Genomic DNA, 23,533 nt, shown 5'->3' on the forward strand with positions numbered 1-23,533 from the left:
TGCTTTAGTGATAATCGACAGGTGCGTGGTATGTGTCGCTTCGGAATCGGCGGCATATACCTTCCCCTGAGGAAGAAGTAATACAAGCAAGAAAATTCATTATGGAGTTCAACAGCAAATACAGAATCATAACGTGTCAGCTTTTCCTGCTGCTTATGCTGCTGCTATTATCGGGGTGTATTTACGACGACCTGAGCAAGTGTTTCAGAGGGCGTGTGTTGTCCTTAAACGTGACCCTGCCCGGGGATATACCCGGGAGTGCTCTTCAGGATATCAGTCTGTACGTATTCGATGAGAACGATTTGCTGCTGGATATCCTTGCGGTGGATGTTTCGGAGCCGGTGGAGCTGAATTACCCGGGAGTCACGGGATTGCATTGTGTGGCCTGGTGTAACGTCGGGGGCGGGGAGGTAACTATGAGTCCCTTAGAGAAAGGCGATACTTTTTCGCAGGGCATGGTTTCATTAAAGCGGTTGACGGATGTGCGCAGCGGCGGTACGCTTTACCGTTCACCTTCCGATTTGTTTTCCGGAAGGTTGAAGCTCGCAGTCGGTGCATCTTCGGGGGGTGAGGGCAGTTACCGGTTGTATGTGGGCCGGATGGTGGCTTCCATGAATGTGACGATCCGCGGTTTGCAGGGGCTTAGCGGCAGTAGCGGCGGCGATTATTCGCTTGTGGTGCGTGAAACGACGGGTAGCATTGATTTCGGCGGGATTTACGGCGGCGATCGTGCGTCTTATTCTGTCAGGGGTAGTATGAATGGGAGGAAGGAGTATGTGGTGCCGAGCTTCCGTCTTTTCCCTGTATTCGAGGGGGAGGGCCTGATTATCGACATTTACCGTGACGGTAGTCTGTTGCGCAGTGTGACACTGGAAGACGACGGTAGTCCTATAGTTCCAGAGGTGGGGACGACGCTGAATGTGCTTCTGAATTTCGAGGGGCATGTGTCGGTGTCGGTGGCTGTGACGAAATGGAATGTTGTACATATTTGGAAGGAGTATGATTGAAGGGATTTGGGATTTACGATTTTTGATTTATGATTTACGATTGGGGTGCTGGGTGATGTGTCGGGTGTTTTGGAGGAGGGTAAATTTTAGATTGAAAGGAGTGAAGGGGATTTACGATTTTTAGAGGGCCAGTGATTTTATTGATGGATTGCCGTTTCAGTATTTTGCGCCGTTTTTTAATGATGATTTTTTACAATAATAAGGATACAATGATGAGTTGTTCATATTTGAAGTTGGTAAAGCTATGCATACCGGTAGTGTTGATTGTATTTTGGAGTTCCTGCCGTTCGGATGATCCTGTGTATGATGTTCCGGAGTCTCCTGCTTTGGTGACATTGTCTGTTTCTTCAGCCCGGGCAGGTTCTTCGGTGCAGGCGTTGCTGCCTTCGGGAGATCAGGATAAGATCAATTCGGTTTATGTCCTTCAGTTTACGTCCGGCAGCAGTGTTGCAGACGGAAAGTTGCTTTATGTGGCAGAAGGGGTATGGAACGGGAGTAAAAAGAAATACGAGGCCACGCTTTTGAAAAGTACCGGTAACAGTGATTTATACCGGGTGGTTATTCTGGCGAATATCAACGGCGGTATTCTTTATACGCTTTACGGCAAGACTTATGCTGAAATACAGCAGCTTTGCCTTAGCGGAACGATTTCCGGAGGGCCATTGTCTTTTACCTCTGCTGCGAGTATTCCGATGTTCGGCGTTGCCCGTAACGATACGCCTTTCGAAGTGGGTAGCGGTACGGATATCGGAGAGGTCCGCTTGCTTCGCAGCATTGCCCGTGTGGACGTTGGGATCGGTCGCTATGATAAAACCACCGGGGTGTGGGATGGAAGCGGCGTGGATTTCAGAATGACGGATATCCAGGTTTGGAAGGCCGGAGAGCGTTATGCGTGGATGCCTGTGCCGGGAAACTATGTTTACACCGGCGGCGATCCTTCTGTGACAGCGGCTTCTCCCGCGGGAGGACTTTCGGCTTTACCCTGGATTTACGATAGCAGTGACATTGTCAGCGGGCTTTATTGTAAGGATGCGATATTTCTTCCGGAAACGAATTTGGGTGGGAGTGTTTTCGATGATGCCCATACGGAGCGCCCTGCTATCATTGTGGGAGGGCATTATCCCTCTGGTTCCGGCATTAAAAGCTGGTACCGTATTGATTTTACGACTTCCTCCGTAAACTCTTCGACAGCTTCGCTAGACCTGGACATACTCCGTAATCATCTCTACCGCTTTACGATTAAGAAGGTAGGAGCAGCAGGCTATACCTCCGCCGAGGAGGCTTACGAAAAGAAACCGCTGGGACTGGGCTTTACCGCGGGAGTGAAACCCTGGCTAACGGGGATCACCGATGGGGCTCCTGTTCCTGTGTCGGGTGTCCGCATGTTGTACAAACTGAGGACGGACGGCAGCAGGCCACAGAGCCGGGCTACCGGGCAGGTGTATGAAAAGGCCGCTTTCTGGCGCGGGCGTCTCGATTATCAGTACGGAAATAGCCAGCCATTTGATTACAATGATTTTTACGGCGAGGGCTCCAATTTCTATTACCCTTATGAAGGGGTGGGGAGCAATAACGGCGATATCTATCACTACGGAACGGTGGCAGAAGCAGAAACCGAGAATCATAACCTCAGATTTGCCGCCCTCTGGGTAGAGGGTGCTTATCCTGCCCTGATGATTGCCCCCGATGATCTTACGGACACCGACCACCCTGACGGCCTGTTCCCGTGGCGCGACACGGACGGCAGCCTGACTGCTTTCGACGCCTGCCGTGCTTACGAGGGCGGGGGATATACCGACTGGCGCCTGCCGCGTCTTTCGGAGCTGGCGCTGATGTTCGTGAATAAAGAGGAGCTGACACGGGAATATCCTGCCGCTGTTTTCAGGTATCCCACGGGGAAATACTGGAGCGGGAACGAATATGCCCTCCGGCCTGCGGGGCTGGTGACGGGTACGGGAAGTGGCGCTTCTTACAATTATGAAAAAGGGGTGAAATCAGCTGATCAGGCCTGGGCCTTTGATTTTGATGTCCTTCCGACAGCTAATGCCGGCGCTGTGTTTGAAAAGGGCCCGTGGCCTTCGAAGTCGGAAAAGCGCAAAGTGCGTTGTGTGAGACAAATCGGTAGTGACCTGGATAAAGATTAAATGATATGAGTGTAAATAGGAAAAAATATTTAATGGCGTTGTCCTGTTTGTTTTGGTATGTCCTGCTGTCGGTGTCTTGCGATACGCCTGACGGTCCGGATCTTCCTTCGCCCGGCGATGCGGTGCCCCTTCGTTTCAGTGCTTCGGCCTCTTTGCCGGGGGGTACTCCGGGAACGAGGGCTGTCGGTGAACTGATCACGGGTTTTCCGGAGGATGGCACGACGAGCACGTTCGGCATGTCGCTGACGAAAGAGGACGGCACGACTCCCCTTTTCACGGGTTCCGGGCATGTACGGATGGATCTCCGGAAAACGGGCGGTGCGTGGCAAAGCAGCCTGCACACTCCCGACGGTTCGGTAGATCTGACCGGCAGGGCGATGGTCCTTCCCGGAGCCCGTGTCCGCGTGCAGTCGTGGTACCCCCTGGCCGACTGGACGCGCAGGGACGACGGGACGATAGCCTTCGATTTCAGCGGCGATATGGAGACGACGGCCCAGAAGGAACTGCTCGTTGTGGCTCCCGGTGATCAGTTGAAAACCGTGGGCGGGGACGGGAAGGTAGCCCTTTCTTTCAGTCATGCCTGGACACACATCGTCATCAACGTAAAAAAGGCGGCAGGCGCTGCTGTCACTATCCGCGGTGCCGGTGTCGATAACCAGGGCGGTTTCTGGATCAGAAACCGGGGCCGGATCGATCCCTCTACCGGATTGCGGGTGGCAGAGGCGGACGCTGATACGGATGCCGCCACTGCCGGAGCGATCGGGGGCAATCGCAACGAGACCCTGTCGCTAACGGAAAATAAAACCTATCACTTTTTCGTACCCTCGTTTATGTCCCGGGATGTGAAGAGCGGGAGTGTGGTCCTGTTTCTGAAAACGGGCGCTGCCGGTTCGGGAAGCCGGCTGGTGTTTCCGCTCAGGCGTGCCCACCTCAACAGTGAAGGTACGGGCGATACCACCCGCTACGGTTTCCGTCAGGGATACAGGAACACCTACAACCTGGTGTATGACAATACCGCAATGAGCCTTTCACTGACAGACTGGACCTCTTTGCGGATGGATTACAGCTTTGAGATTCCGGCAATCCAAACGGCCAGAGTGACGTATAAGGCGGGAGGGTGGAACTTTGGTAGCAACCACTATACTCACGATACGCTTGCTGCCGACAGGAGGTACATGTATAACGACTGGCTCGGCACGGTGGCTCTGAAGGATAACGGAAACTATGTTACAGTAGCTCCCGGTGATACCCGTCCGTCCAGGATGGAGGAGGTGGCCTCAATGCTTTGGGTGAGCAAAAGGGATGCCGTTTCATTGCCCGTGGAGTGGTCTGTTGCCGACGGTTCGCTTGTGGCCAGGGAATTTTGCCGCGCCTACGGGGATGGAAAATGGCGTCTTCCCCGTGCTTCGGAATTCCGGATGATGCTTCTCGAGGCTAAAAATAATCCGGGACAGTTTCTGGGCCTTTCCCCCGACCGTCCTTACTGGACGGGGACGGAATCCCAGGCAGATAAGGCCTGGCTGATATCTTATGCGGTGGTTTCCGGAACGGATAATGCTCTCCGTTCCTGGCGTTTCGAGAGTACTTTTAAATTTCAGAAGGCATACGTCCGCTGTGTCCGCGACAGAGCCCCTTAATCCGGAATACCGATACTTATAAAGAAAGATAAAGATGAATATGAAAAAGATAGTGTATTTGCTGTTGCTCCTGTGGTGTCTGTGCTCTTGTTCGGATGAACTGCTGGATGGTCCCGCAAGACCTGTATTGGCGGCCGATTCGGTCCGGGTGACACTCGGTTTCAACAGTCTCTCCTTCGAGAGTCCCTTTTCTGCCGGTCCCCGTACCTTTGCTGTTTCTCCGGATGGGGTGGAAGCGGAACTTGTGGAGATGCCCGTCCCCCTGACCCGTTCCGGGGAAGAAGACCGGGTTTACGGTTTCTGGGTGTTGCAGTTCAATGGCACGGCGGCCACTTCGGTCATGACCCGGAAGCAATACTACAACTGTCCGTCCGGCACTTTGAGCGCCAGCACAGTTACGCTGAACGCCGGGACCGGACAGCAGCGGATTGTGGTGATCGCCAATGCAGGCAGTAATAATTCGAATAGTATCTCACCGATAAGGATAGACCTGACAGTGAACGTGTCTACCTATAACGATCTGCTGAGCCTGCATTATTTTCCTGATAAAACAGATCAGACCGCCTATCCGCTGTATAGGGATAGATATCCGGATGCAACGAATAACCTCGTCTGGCGCGCATTGCGGGTTATGTGCGGTGTCGCGGATGCGAGGATCACCGCCGGTATGTCTGCGCTCTATATTTCTTTGCGGCGTAATGTGTCTAAAATCACAATCCTTCCGGTTGAACTGGATGCCTCGCTCAAAACGGGGGACTATCCCCTGTGGCAGGCTTCTCTGGTGAATATTCCGGCCTCCTCTTACCTGTTGCCTATGGGCCGGGGCAGCCTTTTCCCGGGCACCGGAGCCGGATATACCGGCCATCAGTGGCCGCCAGTGCCCGTTGCGGAAAGCTATACGATCCCTCAGAAAACGTTTGATGTACCCGTCAACCTTTTTCCGTCGGTAGCCGGCCTGACGCTCTATGAGCGTCAGGCAAAGGCTCCCAACGGTTCCACTCATCTTCAGGTGATGGGGTACAAGATCGAATATCACCGGTTTGATACACTTCAGCAGGTTCCGATTATAAAACGTTCTGTCATTTTCCGGATACCCCTGGGTACTAATTTTACGGACAATTTCAGTATTCCCCCGAACCATGACCTGACGTATAAGATCAGGCTGAAAGCTCCGGCGGCAGGAGAGGGGAGCGCAGGAGAGACCCGGTTTGTACCCGGTTATTTCGGGGGAATATTGGTTGGGCTGGATAAAAACGGGACGGTATTGGATAAGCCTGATAATCCGGCAGCCGTACAGTGGAGATTCGGAAGGAAACTGGAGGTTTACCCGCAGAACAACAGATGTCTGATGAAGGAACGGGATGCTTATCTTGAGGATAACAAATATTTTGGTTCTGAAACGATGAGATGGAGAAGAAAAGGGGCGATTTTTAATACCTACTTTCCAAAATGTATGATGGAACTTATGAACGGTAAGACAAATTCGGTTGCGGTAGCGCAAGAAGTGGTATACGGGCCGTTTTGTATGGTTACGGCTTCCCTGGGATACAGACTGGAAAACCAACTAAGTGCAAGTGCCAGTCTAATATATCAGGATGCCTGGTGGTATGCTCCTGCTATCGGGCAATTACTCGGCATCTGGATTGCCGGTTCGGGAATTATCAGTACGATGAGCGGCGTTGAAGGTTTCTGGTCGTCGACTCTTGACAATACCGGTAATCAGGCTTATCTGATGACACTGAAAGGGGAGGTGATGAAAGCGAATCTTGAAACAGATATTTATCATGCCCGTGCTGTGCGTAATCTCCCTAATCCCTGATATAAAATATAAAACTATGAATACTGTAAATTATTTACTATTTTTTCTTTTGTCGGTTTTCATCTTTCCTGCGGGATTGTACGGACAATGTGTAAAGAAGATAACCCTGGAGAATGTGGGAGACCTGTCGGTTACGAGCACATATGCCGTAATTTTCGGCGAGGGAATGCCCGAGATGGCCTGCTGGCCGCTCGGCAAACGGCTGACCCTTGACGACAGGACCGTCCGCCACGGAGTGTCCGGGGGCTATGGCGACAACCTGAACATCAACAGCCGTGTTGCCTTTCGTTTTATTGTAGCTCCGGAGGATGCTCCAGTGAGCGCGGCGGATGCTACTAAGATGATGACCTGGCTCCAGGCCTGCGGATCGGATGGCGGCAGTCTGGATATAGTGCCGAAGGTGGCTTTTTCCGGCCTTGTGGCGACCGGTTGTGCGGCATACAACCACGGCGGGCGCAAGTGGCGTGTTCCCACCCAGCGGGAGTTGCAGCTGATGTGGGTGTTGCGTGACGGAATCAAATATGCATACGTGGGCGTGTCCGGCGCTTCGCCGATGGGAACTCACAGATACTGGAGTTCCACAGAGGAACCGCCGGTGAGTACAGTGTACAACGCCTGGATTTTCGACTTTTCGGCCACTTTCCCTCGTTCACATCCTTCTGATAAAACCGGATCTGGGTATGTACGTTGTGTAAGTGATTATTAACGGTTTATAGGTAGATAAGGACAGCTGTGTTTTTGAGCAGTATGTACGGGCCGGTCAGCGGTTTTTGGTTTGCCCTCTCCGAAATAGATTTTAAGCGATGATCAGATTTTATATATATAGTGTTTTATGGTTGATGTTGTTTACGGCAACGGCCGGCTGTTCGCAGGCTCAGTCAGGAAAAAAGCCGGCAGCAGTACTTCCGGAAAAGGTTTTCACCCTTCCGCAGATTCCGCCTGTACTGATTTCTCCGGGAGACCGGGCTTCCTATTTGGTTGCCCATTATTGGGACGGCTTCGATTTTTCGGATACGACGCTGATTGCCCGTCCGGAGATTACGGAACAGGCTTTTGCGGATTTTCTGGATATTCTGCCGCACGTATCGCCGGATGAGTCGGTGAAGGCTTTGCGTGGATTGATGGCTTCCGCTTCTGTGGATCATACAATGCTGATGTATTTCACCGAGCTGGCGGGAAAGTATCTTTACGATCCGAATTCCCCGTTCCGCAATGAGGAGTTTTATATACCGGTATTGGAATATATCGTCTCTTTACCTGATTTGGCGGAATTGTATAAAATCCGTCCGCGCTATCGGCTGGAACTGGCTCTGAAGAACCGTCCCGGGGATGTGGCGACGGATTTTACCTATACGCTGTCTAACGGTAAAAGCGGACGACTGTCAGGGATAAAGTCGGAATATACGGTGTTGTTTTTTAACAATCCCGATTGTGCGGATTGTATCTCTACCAAAGCGTTTATCGTCGGTTCGGCTTTGTTCAGAAAACTGGTTTTAGCGAAACGGCTTACTGTTGTAGCGGTTTATCCGGACGGTGATCTTTCGCTTTGGAAAAAGACGACCTATCCTCCGGCCTGGATCAACGGTAGTAATCCTGCGCTTTCAGAAGCCCGGTTGTACGATCTGAAGGCTATGCCTACGCTTTATCTGCTGGATAAGGACAAGCGTGTGATTCTGAAAGATGCCCCGGTCGGGAAGATAGAGGAGTGGCTGGACGGGAAGGGAGGCTGGGTAGGCGGGATTTATGATTTATGATTTATGATTTATGATTGGGTCTCCGGATATTTTGGATTCCGTGGATTGGTTCCGATTGCCGGAAGTGCCGTTGTATTAAGGGATGGTTGTCCGGATGAATGTTGATTTAAAATCGTGTTTGATTTGATTACAAGATCATGTTTTCTGATTCGATAAACAGGGGTATTGTTGTTGTGTGGCTGAAGCGTTTTCCGGGTGATCTGCTTCGTATGTTGCTGCTGTTGCCCTGTGCGTTGTCTCTGGGAGTTGCTTTTTTTGTAGCATTTCCGTTTTGGTTATGTGGAAAGTGGCTGAAAGAGAAGTGATGATTTTGTACGGTGTATATACCGAAAGCTGAATGTATGATAAACCGTATCGGACCGCTGGATTGTGGCGCCCTGGGGCCTTCGGATTTTCTGGGTTTTTGCCGCAGGGTGGAGTCGTTGCTTGCAGAGACCGGGATGCCGGATATTTTGCCGGAAACAATCGTGTTCCGGAATACCTTACAGCTGTATGGTGACTGTATTTCCCGGTCTTCTACAGCCATTTGCACAGAGGAGGATGCCGCTGTACCGGATGCTTTCCGGAGCCGGTTTTATATCCATGCCCGCAGAAGCCTGGAGGCAGCCTTGCAGTTGTTGTTTGCCCGGCTTCAGGGCCTTGCGGGGGTACTGGCGGAAGCCGACAGTGTACTTTCCGGTATCGGTCGGTGGAGCAGTTATTATGCGGCACGTTTTGACTGTCGTAAAAAATGAGAAATTAAAAAAATGCTATGTTGAATTTCAATAAGTCCAGAGAAGGGCAGGAGGAGGTCTCCGTTTCTCTGGCGCCGACCCTGATCAGCGGGTCTGTTCATTGCAGGGGGCATTTGTCGGGTAATGCCGATGTGGTGGTGGAAGGCGAGTTTTCGGGAACGATCCGAATCGGCGGTCGTTTGATCATACGTCCCGGCGGCCGGGTCCATTCGGAAGGCATCGAATGCCGTATCGCCGATATATCGGGAGAAGCCGACGGAATTTTTTACATCAACGAGTTGTTGTATATCCGCCAACGGGGTGTTGTTTCCGGTGATGTGGCGGTTGGGGGCATCCGAATTGAAGAAGGCGGAGCGTTCAACGGCAATTGCAAGACGGTGGTTTCCGCTAATCCTTTGCTTACAGGTGCGACGCCGGATTTTCCTGTAGACCGGATACCCGCCGTTTGCACCGAATGAGAAAAAATACACTGAACAATAAATTTATATCCATAATGCCGGTTTCCCAATCTTTTCCTTCGTAATCCGTCCGGATTGCACATATTTATACAATACATGCACATATTTACCTACTTAAATTTGGGAGCCGGCATTTTTTTTTTAGCACCCGGGGACGGGGCTAAAGTGCTACATATTGGATTTTTTTATATTTCATACACCACGCTAACAATTAGTGGATTATTGTGGTTGGTGAATCTTTTCGGATAGCACTTTAGCCCCGTCCCCGGGTGCTACATATTGGATTTTTTAATTTTTCATACACCACGCTAACAATTAGTGGATTATTGTGGTTGGTGAATCTTTTCGGATAGCACTTTAGCCCCGTCCCCGGGTACTACATATTGGATTTTTTAATTTTTCATACACCAAGCTAACATTAGTGGATTATTGTGGTTGGTGAATTTTTCTGGGTAGCACTTTAGCCCCGTCCCCGGGTGCTACATATTGGATTTTTTAATTTTTCATACACCAAGCTAACATTAGTGGATTATTGTGGTTGGTGAATTTTTCCGGGTAGCACTTTAGCCCCGTCCCCGGGTGCTATTCTCCAGGAAAACGTCCGTTTTTTTAGGAAGAGAATTTTAAACTTTTTTTACAAAAATAAAAATTTATCGTCTTTAGTCTCAAAGAATTGGTTTTTTTTTGAAAAAAAATTTTTTCGTCCAATAAAAACGGACGTTTTAGGGAAGTCTGTTCTCCTTAGATGTCAATTTTTTAGGGTATGTCAGAAGATTACGTTTTTTGGTGTGGAAAAAGAGTGTGTTTCAATATTGATTACTAACCAGCCTTGAGGACAATAGTCCGTTAAAGGGTTAAAAATTGAAATTATGAAGCAAATAAATCTTCCGGAGAGGACGAGGTACAGGTTGTGCTTTGTCCGTCACAATGTGTTTCAAGTGTTTTTATTACTTCTGGTTTTTCTTCCATCTTTTTTGTATGCGGGGGGAGCGGAGAATGGTTCCCTGCAGGATACGAAAAAGATACAGGGAGTTGTGGTCGATGAATCCGGTGTACCTTTACCGGGAGTAGCGGTAAAGGTGAAGGGGGAGCAAAAAGGAACGGCGACGGATGTCAACGGTGTTTTTGAACTGGTAATAGGAGAAAATCCCGATGCGGTGCTGGAATTTTCGTTTATCGGAATGAAACCGCAGGAAGTCCGGGTCGGCAACAGGTTGCATATCCGGATAACGATGGTAGCCCAGCATACGGAGTTGGAAGAAGTGATGGTTGTCGCGTACGGAACGGTGAAGAAGGAATCGTTTACCGGTTCGGCTGTCAGTGTGCAGGGGGATAAGCTGACACAGGCTGCGGCTTCGCGTACATCGGCCGTGCAGGCATTGCAAGGGAATGTTGCCGGTGTGCGGTTTTCGCGTACTTCCGGTCAGCCGGGTGATCTTTCTTCGATACAGATCCGGGGAATCGGTTCTTTGAACGAGTCGACGGCTCCTTTATATATCATTGACGGAGTGACGATCAGTTCCGGATTGAATATGTTGAATCCGGAAGATATAGAAACGATGACGGTATTGAAGGATGCGGCGGCTACTTCTTTATACGGAAACCGGGCTTCCAACGGTGTCGTGATCATTACGACCAAATCCGGGAAACAGGGAAAAATAAAGGTTTCGGTTACCTATGAACGGGCCTGGTCTTCACAGGCGATGCCGCGGGCTCTGAAAGGGTTTTATATGAATACGAAAGAATTGACGGAATATTCGATCGAGGCATTGAAGAACAGATATTTATATAACAACAATGCTTTGCCCTGGCAATCGAACTATGATCCTAATAATACGAATATTCAGGAAGCTGCGAGGGCATATGCCATGCAAAATCTGAAAGGTACGGCTAAATTAATTCACCCTGACGATCCCCTGGACGGTACGTTCGATTATTCGACTGCTGACCTGGAAAAATATCTGACCCATCCGCGGGAATACAATTGGGAAGATGTTATTTTTCGTACGGGAGAGGAAAATAAAATCAATGTATCAGCAACCGGAGGAAGGGAAAATCTGAATTTTTACGCTTCTTTGGGGTATGTCGATCAGAAAGGAATCGTGATAGGAAGTGAATTCGAGCGTTTTACGGGACGTTTGTCCGTAACGGGTAAAATCGGAAGGCTGGTGGACTTTTCCATTGGAGAAAATATAGGTTATTCTATTAAGGACGAGCAAACGGAAGAAGGAGGCTATTATTACAGCAACGCTGTTTACGGCCTGGGCCAGATCAACCCTTCCCAACCGGTATGGTTGGATGAGCATACGCTTAATCCGAAGCCGGGGTTTGCCAACAATATCCCCAATTATGTAGCTAATCTGAGTCAGGTGCAGTTCGGTACGAAGCAGTTGTCCAGTATTTCCAATCTGGTGTTTACGCTGAAATTTACCGATTGGTTGAATTTCCGGACCGTTAACGGAGTGGATATCAATTATACCCAGCAGAAGCAGGTGTGGACACCGGAATCGAATGACGGTGCCGCTACTAACGGTTATGTATGGCAGTACGGTAGTATGTATCAAACACTGACCACTTCCAATACGTTGAATTTCAATAAAGATTTCGGAAAGCACAATGTTTCTGCCTTGGTCGGGTATGAAGCGATGAAATATCTGTACGATAATTTTTCGGGGGAAGGACAGCAGTTTGCATATGGCGATCTGATGTATCTGGGAAATGCGGCTGTGCCTTCAGGTGTTGGCGGAGCTTTGGGAAAAGACCGTATGGTGTCTGTTATCAGTAAACTGGATTATAATTACGGAAATAAATATTATTTGTCCGGTAGCTTCCGGCGGGACGGTACCTCCCGTTTTATCCGGGAAAACCGTTGGGGTAATTTCTGGTCTGTTTCAGGTGCCTGGAATATTACCCGGGAAGCTTTTATGGCCCCGGTTGAAAACTGGCTTGATAATTTGCGGCTGAAAGTATCTTACGGAACTAATGGTAATCAGCCTTCCAATTATTTCAATTCGATGACTTTATTCTCGGTGACAGCCAAGCATAATCAGCAGGCGGCTACCGTTGCTTCTTCTTACGGAAATCCTTCCCTGACCTGGGAAAAATCGTATACCTGGAATGCCGGCCTTGATTTTTCCGTGCTGAAGGGAGCTTTAAGGGGAACGGTGGAATATTATAACCGGTTGACAACGGATTTGATCGACTGGACGAATGTTTCTTATATGACGGGTTGGAGCAGTTATATCGTCAATGACGGGAAACTCCGCAATACCGGTGTGGAAATCACCCTCAGCAGTCGCAATATAGACCGGGAATTTAAGTGGATGACTGATTTCAATATTTCCTATATGCGTTCCAAGGTAGAAGATTTGAAGGGAGGAGCCCGTATCAATCATCCTTATATTACCCAGGAAGGCAAAGATGTGTATTCGTTCTATACCCGGGAATGGGCCGGAGTGGATCCGGAAACGGGTTTGGGTACCTGGAAAATGAATACGAAGGATGCAAATGGAAATGTGATCGACCGGGAAAGTATCACTACGAATGTGAATGAGGCCGACCGTGTTATTGTCGGTAAAGGATATCCGGATTGGTTCGGCGGTTTGACCAATACATTTACGTATAAAGGGGTAGAACTTTCTTTCTTGCTGACGTTTACCCTGGGAGGAGATATGTGGGACAATACGCATTACGATGTAGTGACGGACGGTAGGAATATCGGGTGGCAGAATTTCCGTAAGGATGCCGGAAAAGATTACTGGCGGAAACCGGGCGACCGTGCCAAAAATCCGATTGTCATTTATAATAATCCTTTTAAATCTTCGGAAAGTACTTCTACGCGCCGTTTGCTTTCTTCCGATCATCTGCGGGTGAAAAACATTACGCTGGCTTATAATTTCCCGAAAACCTGGATAAACCGGATCGGGTTGGCAGGAGCGAAAGTATATGTAAACGGAAACGATGTGCTTACCTTTTCCAAGAGCAAGTATATCGATCCGGAGGTGGGTATGAACGGAATGTCCAGGGGTATCGACGGTTGGCCGATGCTGAAATCCTGGCGGGTAGGTATTAATGTTCAATTTTAAATGAAAAAGTTATGAAATTCTTCAAAAAAATAGGACTTTTGGTGATAGGAGGGCTGTTTGCCGCCGGTTGCGGAAACAATTTTCTGGATATCAAACCTACGGGATCGGTACCTGTAGACAAAGATATGATCAGGACGAATGCGCAATTACGGAGTGCTGTAAACGGAGCGTATACGTATCTGGAATATTACCGTTATAGCAGTATGCTGGACGGAGATGTGATGGGGGATGATTTGCAAAGTTGTTATGGAAATTACCGGATGGAGCTTTTTTACGATTTGACGCAACGTTCGGTAAATTATACGAATATGACCCTGTGGAGCCGGCTGTATTCTACGGCTTACGATATCAATACCGTACTTAATCAGGTGCAGTATATCGAAAATCAGAATGCAGAGACGGAAGCTATGGTAGCCGAACTGAGATTTATAAGGGCTTTGGTGCATTGGGATGCTTCTTTGCGCTACGGGCCTCTGCCTTCTAATCTGGGAAAGGGAAAAATAAAGGAGGACGCACTCGGAGTTATGATTACGGACAAGTTGCCGGAGGATATCCAGGGGATGTATTACCGGGATAAAGTGAGTGATGTGTTTGCTTTTATGATCCGTGAAATGGAGGAGTGTGTCGATAAACTTCCTGCAGAACACCGGAATGGATACCTCAACTATTGGGCAGGCCGGATGTTTATGGCACGTCTGTACCTGTATACGGAACAATGGGATAAGGCCTTTCAGTGTGCGAAAGAGGTTATCGATGACGGCGGTTATTCTTTATATTCTCAGGAACAGTATGTAAAAGCCTGGCAGCAGACCTATACTTCCGAATCCATATTCGAGATGCCGACGACGGAATCGGATAACGGTAGTTGGGACGGATTGAGTTATTTCGTTTCACCTAACGGTTACTGGTCTGTGATGGCATCGCTGGAATTTATGCAGTTGAGGAATTCCGACCCCAAGGATGTACGTTTCGGCGTAGTGCAATATGGTTGGTGGGATTGGTTGCCTTGGGAAGACAACGATTGGGATGAGTGTTATTTCATTTCCGGAAAATATCCGGGTCGGGACGGTAATCCGCTTGTATGTAATCCGAAAATTTTCCGTTTGTCGGAAGCTTACCTGATTGCTGCCGAAGCCGCACTGAGGGGATCGGAAGGAGTGAGAACGGGAAGTTATTATCTTTCCGAATTGCGGCGCAACCGTACGACTACGGACCCGGATAAGTATGATGCCGGCTATGATTTGGACGATGTGCTATATGAAAGACGGCTGGAATTGCTGGGAGAGGGACACAGGGCTTTCGACCTTTGGCGTAATCAGCGGCCGGTGGTTCGCTATGACGGCAGCCGCACTTTTCATTGGTGTCCCAGGGAATTGGATGAGATCGCTTTTGATGATCACCGCATTCTTTTACCGATCGCTGTGCGCGAACTGGAATTGATGAGTGCAGAGGACCGGGCCACACAACAAAATCCCGGTTATGGATTGTATTGATACACACGAATAGTTAGAATAGTTAAAGACCGCCGGATCGGATATCCGGCGGTCTTTAATTTTATTTCAGGGGGGAGTGTTCGGCTTTCTTGTTTTATCCTGCTTTTACTCTCGTTTTTTATCCTTATCTTTGTCCTGAGATCGTGTAAGCCGAAGGTAATTTTTAAATGAACCCGGATGTTGCTGAGGTATTACGGTCTATCGTTTGCAAATGATGACAGGATTAAATTTGAAATATGGCAGGGAATACGTTCGGAAAGATATATAAGTTGAGCTCGTTCGGAGAGTCGCACGGAGTGGCTGTCGGAGGAATGATAGACGGTTGTCCGGCCGGTATCGCATTGTCGGCGGAGATGATTCAGCAGGAGTTGAACCGTCGTCGTCCGGGACAGTCGGAGATATCAACACCGAGGGAAGAAGCGGACCGGGTGGAAATACTTTCCGGAATTTTTGAGGGTAAAACCACCGGCATGCCGATCGGTTTTATTGTACACAATACGAATCAGAACAGTAAGGATTACGGTCATTTAAAGGATTTGTACCGTCCTTCTCATGCCGATTATTCCTGGCAGCAAAAATACGGTGTACGCGATTACAGGGGCGGGGGACGTTCTTCGGCCCGGGAACATATTGCCCGGGTTGTCGGCGGAGCGGTTGCGAAACAGATACTGGCTGCTTACGGGATTTGTGTACAAGGGTATACTTCTCAAGTCGGAACGGTTGTTTTACCCCATTCATACCGGGAAATCGATCTGAGTATGACCGAGGCGAATATCGTTCGTTGTCCCGACCCGGTGATTGCAGAAAGTATGATTGCGTTGATCCGGGAGGTAAAGGAGGCCGGAGACAGTGTCGGTGGGGTGGTCAGTTGTGTGATCCGGGGTGTTATGCCCGGTTTGGGGGAACCGGTGTTCGACCGGTTTCAGGCGCGTCTTGCGCAGGCAATGCTGAGTATTAATGCGGTTAAAGGTTTTGAATACGGAACCGGTTTTGCTGCGGCTGCAATGCGCGGAAGCGAGCATAACGATCCTTTTGTTATGAAAGAAGGAAAGGTGCATACGGAGAGTAACCGTTCCGGTGGACTGCAAGGCGGGGTCAGCAATGGGGAAGATATTTATTTCCGTGTGGCTTTTAAGCCGGTGGCTACGATTATGCAGAAACAGAATACGGTGGACCGGGAAGGGAAGGAAATTCTTCTGGAGGCTCACGGCCGTCATGATCCTTGTGTCGTGCCCCGTGCCGTACCCGTGGTTGAGGCTATGGCAGCTATGACGGTTGTGGATATGCTGTTCGAGGCTAAGGCCGGAAGAGAGGGGGATTTAGGATTTTAGATTTACGATTTTTGATTTACGATTGGGTGGTTGGAGAAGGTGGATTTAGATTTTTGGATTGGAATTATTGTTTTAGGGTATAGGAATTATGAGGGGGTTTGATTTACGATTTATGATTGAGGAGGTTGCTGGATTGTAGCGGGTTTTGGAGGGCGTAGTTTAGGATTTTAAATTTTAGATTTTAGATTTTAAATTGGAGTCGTGGATTGGTAAGGAATTACATAGAGGGAGGGACTTGTTTTGTTATTTACGATTTAGGATTTTAGATTGGGTGAATAGGGGGATGAATTTCAGGGTTTTGATTTACGATTTTCAGGCAGGAGCGGAATTTTGTTATCAGGGGAAGTGACGGGGTGATTTTTGAAGCTTTTCGGCGAAAAATTTGTAAAGGAGGAATGGTTTTTATACTTTTGATGGAAATTAAATGAAATAAGCTATGGCAAGTATCAGAAGATTAAAGAAAGACATTGATTACCTGACATTTTCAGTTGTAGGCGATTGCTTCAATTATGCAATTGTGACAGGTAAAAATAATCCGCAGGTAAGTGAGATCGTAAAAAATATAATTGCTACCCGTAATGATTTGCGTGACCGTATCGGTGCTGCCGGTAAACTGGAAAATAAAAAAGAAGTGAAAAAACATTTCAACAGGATTTTCGGAGATTTGTTGGTAAGCGTAGATAAAGCTTTTACGGAGCTGAGTGAAGCTATTAAAAAAGAAGACTGAGAATATAGCTGATGATAGAGAAGAGAATGTCGTCAGGCATTCTCTTTTTGTTTCTATAAGAACGGTGTATGGAAAGTTTTGAGATACCGGGAATTGGAAGCGTTAAGATACGAAGGGGCAGGCATATCCGTACGATGTCGGTACGTCTCGCTCCGGGAAGAGGTGTATGGATCAATATTCCTTACGGTGTCAGCGGACGTCAGGCCGAGAAGTTTCTTTTGGAAAAAAGGGAATGGATCATACAGCATATATCCCGGATGAAGGTGTACGAAAAGGATACCGGGGTCGGTCTGGCTGTCGGGGCGGAAGTAAAGACGAAATTGCATACCCTGAAAATAGCAGAGGCAGTGATTGAGAAGCCTGCTTACAGGATTGAGCAGGAGCTGATCACCTTGTTTATTCCTAAAGGAACGGATTACGGGGCGATTGAAGAGATCGTAAAGAAATTTTTACTTGAGATTTACCGGATGGAAGCCCGGAAGATTCTTCCGGGCCGGGTAAAGCTGCTGGCTGAAAAATATGGGTTCCGATATACTCGTCTGACTTTCCGGAATAATATATCGAATTGGGGCAGTTGTTCTTACGATAATCATATCAGTTTGAATATCAAATTGATGAAGTTGCCGGATGAGGTTATCGATTACGTTATTTTGCATGAGCTTTGTCATACGATAGAGAAAAATCATTCCGCTGATTTCTGGGCGTTGGTGAAGAAGGTGTGTCCCGGATTTGAGTCTTACCGCCGTGCACTGCGCAATTACAATACACGTTTGTAATTGATTTCAGATTTACGATTCTTATTTTTGCAACAGTAGGTCTGTAGGACCCAATCTAAAATCGTAAATCTATATGTCCAAAATTATTCGTTGCGTTGGAGGATGTAGCTTACGTTGGCCGACAGTATCCGGTCGTAGAACGATGGGTGGAGCAGTTGTAATATCGTCATATAGGATTCGGTGGTAAAGGTAAATTCCAGAATCGGGGAGTTGAGGTTAACCGTTCCTTCCAGTATCAGAGGTAAATTGTCGGGAGGAACGATGTTCAATATGTTTTTTCTGAGGCTACAGGCGTAAGTGCCCGGTTGGGTAAAACCCATATAACTGATGGTAAGACTGATACTGTCGTTGTGAAAGATGATTTCTGAATTTTCTTCCAGAAAGGTGTATTGCAACAGAGAGTCTTCCAGGGCAAGGGCTTCTGTTTGTCCGCCTTCCCGCGGCCATACTTTTACCGCTTTGTTCTGGACGGTCCAGGTGCCTTGTAATTGGTAGATTTTATTATCGTTGTCGTCTTCTCCGCATGCTACGAACAGACCGGATAACAAAAGACAAAGGTAAAGCAGGTGTTTTTTCATATTGTACAGTTTAAGGAACTCCGGAATCTGAACGGTTACCGAAGAGATCGACCGGGTTCTGTTTTTTCGTTTTTTTCTACGTGTAAAAATGGAAGTGGTTGGATAAATCTCTGCTTTTAACTAAAAATACGAGGTAAAAATTCTATCTTTGTTTCTTTAGAATAAACGGGCTTGCAGAAGGCAGGTCTTTGTATGTAAAAAATCATAAACGATATGTTACAAAATAATTTAAAAGACGTCCGGGATTTACTGACGGAAATAAAATATCCCGGAACTTCGAAGGATATTGTTGCATTGGATATGGTGCAACAGATAAAGATAGAGGGAGACAAAGTTTCTTTTCGTTTGGTGTTTCAAAAAGCAAATGATCCTTTTGTAGCGGCTTTGCGTAAAAAATGCGATGCTTTGATTAAGGAGAAGACGGCTTATAAGGAGGTCGGTATTGAGACCGTGTTTGTGCAGGAGATGGAGCGTCCGTTTTCATTGGAAAAAGTGAAGCATATTGTAGCCGTATCTTCCGGTAAGGGAGGTGTCGGAAAATCTACCGTTGCGGCTAATCTTGCCGTGGCTTTGGCGCAACAGGGGTATAAGGTGGGGCTGGTGGATGCCGATATTTTCGGCCCGTCTATCCCTAAGATGTTCGGTTGTGAAGATGCCCGTCCGTATATGTCTGAAATAGACGGGAAAGAATATATTGTTCCGGTGGAGAAATACGGAGTGAAATTATTGTCTATCGGTTTTTTTGTCGATCCGGGTTCGGCTACGGTGTGGCGTGGGCCGATGGCTTCCAATGCGTTGAAACAAATGGTGGAGCAAGGATTTTGGGATGAGTTGGATTTTATGCTGATCGACTTGCCGCCGGGAACGAGCGATATTCACCTGACATTGGTTCAGACGGTGGCTTTGAGCGGTGCAATTGTGGTGAGTACTCCCCAACAGGTGGCTTTGGCCGATGCCGTGAAAGGGATCCAGATGTTTGAATCTCCCGGTATTGCCGTTCCTGTTTTAGGATTGGTCGAGAATATGGCTTGGTTTACTCCGGCAGAATTACCGGAAAATAAATATTACCTGTTCGGTAAGGAAGGCTGTAAGCAGTTGGCCGAGGAGAAGGGATTGCGTTTGTTGGGACAAATTCCTGTCGTACAACGTATTTGTGAGGGCGGGGATGCCGGAGAACCGGTGGCTTTAAATCCCGATTCGGTTACAGGGAATGCTTTTATGCAATTGGCGGAACAGGTTGCCGGGGCAGTTAATGAAAATACGACTCAGGCACGCAGGGTAAGAATACAAAAACATTGACACAGCATATTTCCGGATACCGATATTCAATGAAGTCTATTTTTTATATATCATTAGCTGTTTTGGTGTTTGCACTGACGGGCTGCTCTACTAAAAAGAATAACTTTTTTACCCGGCAATATCACCGGTTGACAACTCGTTATAATGTATATTTTAACGGAGATGAGGCGTTGAAGGGCGGTGTGAAAAAGATGGAACAAAACCACAAGGAGGATTATACTAATTTATTGCCGGTATTTGTTTCCAATAATGAACAGACCAGGGCTATCGGCGGCAGTGATATGGATTATGCGATTGAAAAAGCCGTAAAGGCTATCGATAAGCATTCGATCACAGCAAAACCGAAGAGACGGCGGAATAAGAATTCAAAGAATTACGAGACTTTCCGTAAAAAGAAAGAGTTTAACGATCAGATTGCCAAATGTTATTTGCTATTAGGTAAAGCCTATTTTTACAAAGAGAAATATAACATGGCGGGCAATACGTTCCGTTATATTCAGCGGCAGTATCCGGAAGATAAGGCTTTGATGACAGAGGTAGATCTGTGGATGTTCCGGAACCTGACCGAGATGGGACGTTACGATGAAGCGGTACAATACCTCGCCTCTCTCGAGGGGGCTAAATTGAAACGTCGGCAAAGAGAGATGTATGCGGCTGCCCGTACCGATTTTTATGTCAGGCAGGCACAGTATCCGCAGGCCATCCGGGAGGCGGAGAATTTGCTCGGTGTGTGTAAGAGTATGAAGCGTAAGCCCCGTTACAATTTTATGCTTTCCCAGCTATATCTCAAAGAGAATCAGGATGCGCAGGCGATGGCTGCCTTAAAGAAAGCGGTTCGGTTTAACTTCAATTACGAAATGGTTTTCAATGCCAAGATCAATATGGCATTGGCATACCAGGCTGGAGATGAAAGTGTGAAGAAGAAATTGAATAAGATGTTGAAAGATTCCCGGAATGAGGAATACCAGGACCGTATATACTATGCTTTGGCCAATATAGAAGAAAAGAAAGGAAATGAGGAGGCTGCTATCGATTTGTATTGGAAGTCTGTAAAATCCAGTATAGACAACGATAACCAGAAGTCTTTGTCGTTTTTAAAGTTGGGCGGTTATTATTACAAAGAACGGCAGTATGTACCGGCTCAAAGCTGTTACGATTCCTGTATGTATTTTATGGATTCCCGGATTGAAGGTTATGAGCAGTTGAAGACGCTGGTGGGCGATTTGACGGAACTGGTAACGAATTTGAATACCATTCAGCGGCAGGATAGTTTACAACGTCTGGCTGCCTTGTCGGATGCGGAACGGAATAATATAATCGACGGGATTATCCAGGATATTAAGGATGAGGAAAAACGGCAAAAAGAAATAGAGCAGCAGGCTATGCTCGAGCGTAATTTTTTCCAGCGCAACGATATGTTGAGCCGGGGAAATACTTATAACCAATCTTCTTCCGGAAGCGGAGGCGACTGGTATTTTTATAATCCGATGACGATTTCATTGGGGAAAAATGACTTTAAGCGGAAGTGGGGACGCCGTAAACTGGAAGATAACTGGAGACGGCAGAACAAAGCCATGGTCGATTTTACGGAAGAATCGGAAGTATTGGCAGAGGAAGGAGAAGGTACAGTAAAGAAGGCGGATATTACCAGCCGTGATTATTATCTCGAAGATATTCCTTTGACGGAAGAGCAGATGACCGCTTCCAATAAGAAAATAGAGGATGCCTATTATAAGGCGGGAGAAGTGTATCTTTATAAATTCAATGATCCGGAAAAAGCATTGGATTGCTTTACTGCTTTTATCTCCCGTTTCCCGGAGAGCGGCAATATCACGTTGGTTTATTATCTGGCGTATGAGGCGGCGGGAAAAGCCGGCAAAGCCTCCCAGGCGGAGACGTTGAAGGACGAGCTGATCCGGAAATTTCCCGACAGCGATTATGCCAAAGGCTTGCAAGATCCCGAATATTTTAAGAAGGTGGACAGTGATTTAAGGACCGTCGACCGGATGTATGCGGAAGCTTACGAGTTGTATCAGAATGTATATTACAAAGAGGCGTTGGCCCGTTGTGAAGATATTTTACAGCAGTTTCCCGGGAGTAAGATGAGCAGTTATGTGTTGTTTTTGCGGGCGATGTGTATCGTGAATCTTCAACCGGCTGACGAGGCCCGGATTGCTTTGAATGAAGTTTTGGCAGCCAAACCGACAAAGCGTATTCAGACTGTTGTCAACGGGATACTGGCTTCGATGGATGTCGGGGATAAACCCGTTTTGTATGCCGATGCCGAGATGTATGATGCCCGCTATTTGAAGTCGGTGCGTAACTGGACGTTCGATGAGGAAAAGAATGCGGAGAATACGGAAGAGGACCGGGAAAATCCGTATAAACTAAATAAAGAAGAGGAATATTGCGTGGTTATCCTTCTGCCCGAGGATATGAAGACGATGCAGGTGTTGCATTTACAAACCCGTCTTACTTTCCTGAATGCGGCTTTGAAAGCGGAACAGAAAGATGAAAAGGGGGATTATCAGGTAAAGAAAGAGGATCTGTGGTATAAAACGACGGCATTACAGATCGAGCCTTTTGCAAATTACGGGGAGGCTGCCGTGTATTTAAACCGGGTTGCCGTAGATAAAACATTATTGAAAAATTTCAAAGGAGCCAGGTATCGTATTTTTGCAATCAGTAAAACGAATTTTTCCGTATTGAAGCGGTTGAAGAATGCAGAGCAATATGTCGATTTCTTTGTAACGAATTATTTTGACGACCGGGGTCAGGGAGAGATCATAACAGGCCGCCAGGGGGCTGCTGCCCATTTGTTTAAATACGGGGCCGATGAAAAGCATGATTTTGTCTTAATGGTACCTTACCGTCAGGTGAATGTGAAAAAAATGGCAGAATTATTGCATGGTATAGAACCTGCTTTTGCCTTGGAAAAAGAGACTTATGATGACCGGTATGAGATGGTTGTGGTGAAGAATGTCGGTACGCAGGTGCAGTCTATGGAATATCTGCAATTGGTTTCGCGCAATAAGGAGATTTTCGACCGGCTTTCCGGTACATCTTCGTATATGTTTACGATTACGCAGAGCAATTTGGGTATTTTACTGGAGAATCAGAATATCGAAGAGTATATGAAATTTTTCGATGATAATTATCAACGGAATCAAAGCGGGGAAGTCGGTGTCGGAGACGGCGATTTCGTATATGCGAAGAGTGTTGCCCATAAATTCGTATTGTTTTATCCGAATACGATCGATCCTTTTAAATTGAAGACGACTTTTGAAGAGTTTAATTTTGCCGGATTGATGGTAAATAACGTGAAGTATGACGATGAGCACGATTGTATGGTGGTGTCCGGATTCCGGAATAAGGAAGAAGCTATGCGTTATTTTCAGACTGCGGTCGATAATCGCAAGTTGTTCCGGTCTTTGAGGAATGTCGATTACCGGAATTTTATTATTTCCGACAGTAATTTCGATACCATGTGTGAGAAAAAAGAAATAGAACAGTATTTACAGTTTTTCAAAAAATATTATTTGGAATAACTTATGAATTTTAGATTTACGATTTTAGATTTACGATTGGGGTGAGGGAGGATTTGTGCTGGCTTTTGGGAAAAGGGGGATAATTTACGATTTATGATTTATGATTTACGATTTTAGATTTTAGATTTACGATTTCAGATTGA

The 23,533-nt window shown here is 47.3% G+C and carries 17 protein-coding genes; 16 read left to right on the forward strand and 1 reads right to left on the reverse strand.

Features of this window, described 5'->3' with window-relative positions; genetic code table 11:
• Positions 1-101: 101 nt before the first annotated feature.
• The 14 genes from BN8908_RS04000 (at position 102) to BN8908_RS04060 (ending at position 17,965) form a co-directional block, all read left to right on the forward strand.
• Positions 102-1,007 (forward strand): FimB/Mfa2 family fimbrial subunit, encoded by a 906-nt coding sequence (locus BN8908_RS04000; RefSeq protein WP_068689244.1) that lies wholly within the window; start codon positions 102-104, stop codon positions 1,005-1,007.
• A gap of 209 nt (positions 1,008-1,216) precedes the next feature.
• The gene (locus BN8908_RS04005) at positions 1,217-3,151 is read left to right on the forward strand and encodes an Lcl C-terminal domain-containing protein (RefSeq protein WP_068692093.1); all 1,935 of its coding nucleotides are present in this window, start codon (positions 1,217-1,219) and stop codon (positions 3,149-3,151) included.
• A gap of 5 nt (positions 3,152-3,156) precedes the next feature.
• Positions 3,157-4,788: an Lcl C-terminal domain-containing protein gene (locus BN8908_RS04010; protein WP_082989212.1), complete on the forward strand. Its 1,632-nt coding sequence runs from the start codon at positions 3,157-3,159 to the stop codon at positions 4,786-4,788.
• Between the two features lie 40 nt (positions 4,789-4,828).
• Positions 4,829-6,607, forward strand: coding sequence for a hypothetical protein (locus BN8908_RS04015; RefSeq protein WP_148453173.1), 1,779 nt, complete (start codon positions 4,829-4,831; stop codon positions 6,605-6,607).
• 16 nt (positions 6,608-6,623) lie between these two features.
• On the forward strand, positions 6,624-7,313 hold the full coding sequence (locus BN8908_RS04020; RefSeq protein ID WP_068689251.1) for an Lcl domain-containing protein: 690 nt from the start codon (positions 6,624-6,626) through the stop codon (positions 7,311-7,313).
• A 97-nt stretch (positions 7,314-7,410) separates the two neighbouring features.
• Positions 7,411-8,361: a DUF5106 domain-containing protein gene (locus tag BN8908_RS04025; protein ID WP_021988602.1), complete on the forward strand. Its 951-nt coding sequence runs from the start codon at positions 7,411-7,413 to the stop codon at positions 8,359-8,361.
• Positions 8,362-8,498: 137 nt separating this feature from the next.
• Positions 8,499-8,666 carry a hypothetical protein gene (locus BN8908_RS18420; protein WP_154670129.1) on the forward strand — a complete coding sequence of 56 codons (168 nt, stop codon included), beginning with the start codon at positions 8,499-8,501 and terminating at the stop codon, positions 8,664-8,666.
• Positions 8,667-8,702: 36 nt separating this feature from the next.
• On the forward strand, positions 8,703-9,095 hold the full coding sequence (locus tag BN8908_RS04030) for a hypothetical protein (RefSeq protein WP_021988603.1): 393 nt from the start codon (positions 8,703-8,705) through the stop codon (positions 9,093-9,095).
• Positions 9,096-9,112: 17 nt separating this feature from the next.
• A complete protein-coding gene (locus BN8908_RS04035; protein WP_068689253.1) occupies positions 9,113-9,553 on the forward strand; it encodes a bactofilin family protein in 441 nt (146 codons plus the stop codon).
• Positions 9,554-10,422: 869 nt separating this feature from the next.
• Entirely contained in the window at positions 10,423-13,638 is a 3,216-nt protein-coding gene (locus BN8908_RS04040) for a SusC/RagA family TonB-linked outer membrane protein (RefSeq protein WP_068689255.1), read from the forward strand.
• Positions 13,639-13,649: 11 nt separating this feature from the next.
• Positions 13,650-15,131: a RagB/SusD family nutrient uptake outer membrane protein gene (locus BN8908_RS04045; protein WP_021988605.1), complete on the forward strand. Its 1,482-nt coding sequence runs from the start codon at positions 13,650-13,652 to the stop codon at positions 15,129-15,131.
• Between the two features lie 236 nt (positions 15,132-15,367).
• On the forward strand, positions 15,368-16,462 hold the full coding sequence (gene aroC, locus BN8908_RS04050) for a chorismate synthase (protein ID WP_068689257.1): 1,095 nt from the start codon (positions 15,368-15,370) through the stop codon (positions 16,460-16,462).
• A 436-nt stretch (positions 16,463-16,898) separates the two neighbouring features.
• Complete coding sequence (locus tag BN8908_RS04055; protein WP_021988607.1) at positions 16,899-17,189, forward strand: hypothetical protein; 291 nt, start codon at positions 16,899-16,901, stop codon at positions 17,187-17,189.
• 68 nt (positions 17,190-17,257) lie between these two features.
• Positions 17,258-17,965 carry a M48 family metallopeptidase gene (locus BN8908_RS04060; RefSeq protein ID WP_068689259.1) on the forward strand — a complete coding sequence of 236 codons (708 nt, stop codon included), beginning with the start codon at positions 17,258-17,260 and terminating at the stop codon, positions 17,963-17,965.
• Positions 17,966-18,048: 83 nt separating this feature from the next.
• Here BN8908_RS04060 and BN8908_RS04065 read toward each other — a convergent pair whose 3' ends face one another.
• On the reverse strand, positions 18,049-18,543 hold the full coding sequence (locus tag BN8908_RS04065; RefSeq protein WP_068689261.1) for a hypothetical protein: 495 nt from the start codon (positions 18,541-18,543) through the stop codon (positions 18,049-18,051).
• A 213-nt stretch (positions 18,544-18,756) separates the two neighbouring features.
• Here BN8908_RS04065 and BN8908_RS04070 point away from each other — a divergent pair, with 213 nt between their 5' ends.
• The gene (locus BN8908_RS04070) at positions 18,757-19,842 is read left to right on the forward strand and encodes an Mrp/NBP35 family ATP-binding protein (RefSeq protein ID WP_068689265.1); all 1,086 of its coding nucleotides are present in this window, start codon (positions 18,757-18,759) and stop codon (positions 19,840-19,842) included.
• 29 nt (positions 19,843-19,871) lie between these two features.
• Positions 19,872-23,390, forward strand: a complete 3,519-nt coding sequence (gene porW, locus BN8908_RS04075) for a type IX secretion system periplasmic lipoprotein PorW/SprE (RefSeq protein WP_148453176.1) — start codon at positions 19,872-19,874, stop codon at positions 23,388-23,390.
• Positions 23,391-23,533: the final 143 nt, after the last annotated feature.

The organism is Culturomica massiliensis (assembly GCF_900091655.1).
GTDB classification, from domain to species: domain Bacteria; phylum Bacteroidota; class Bacteroidia; order Bacteroidales; family Marinifilaceae; genus Culturomica; species Culturomica massiliensis.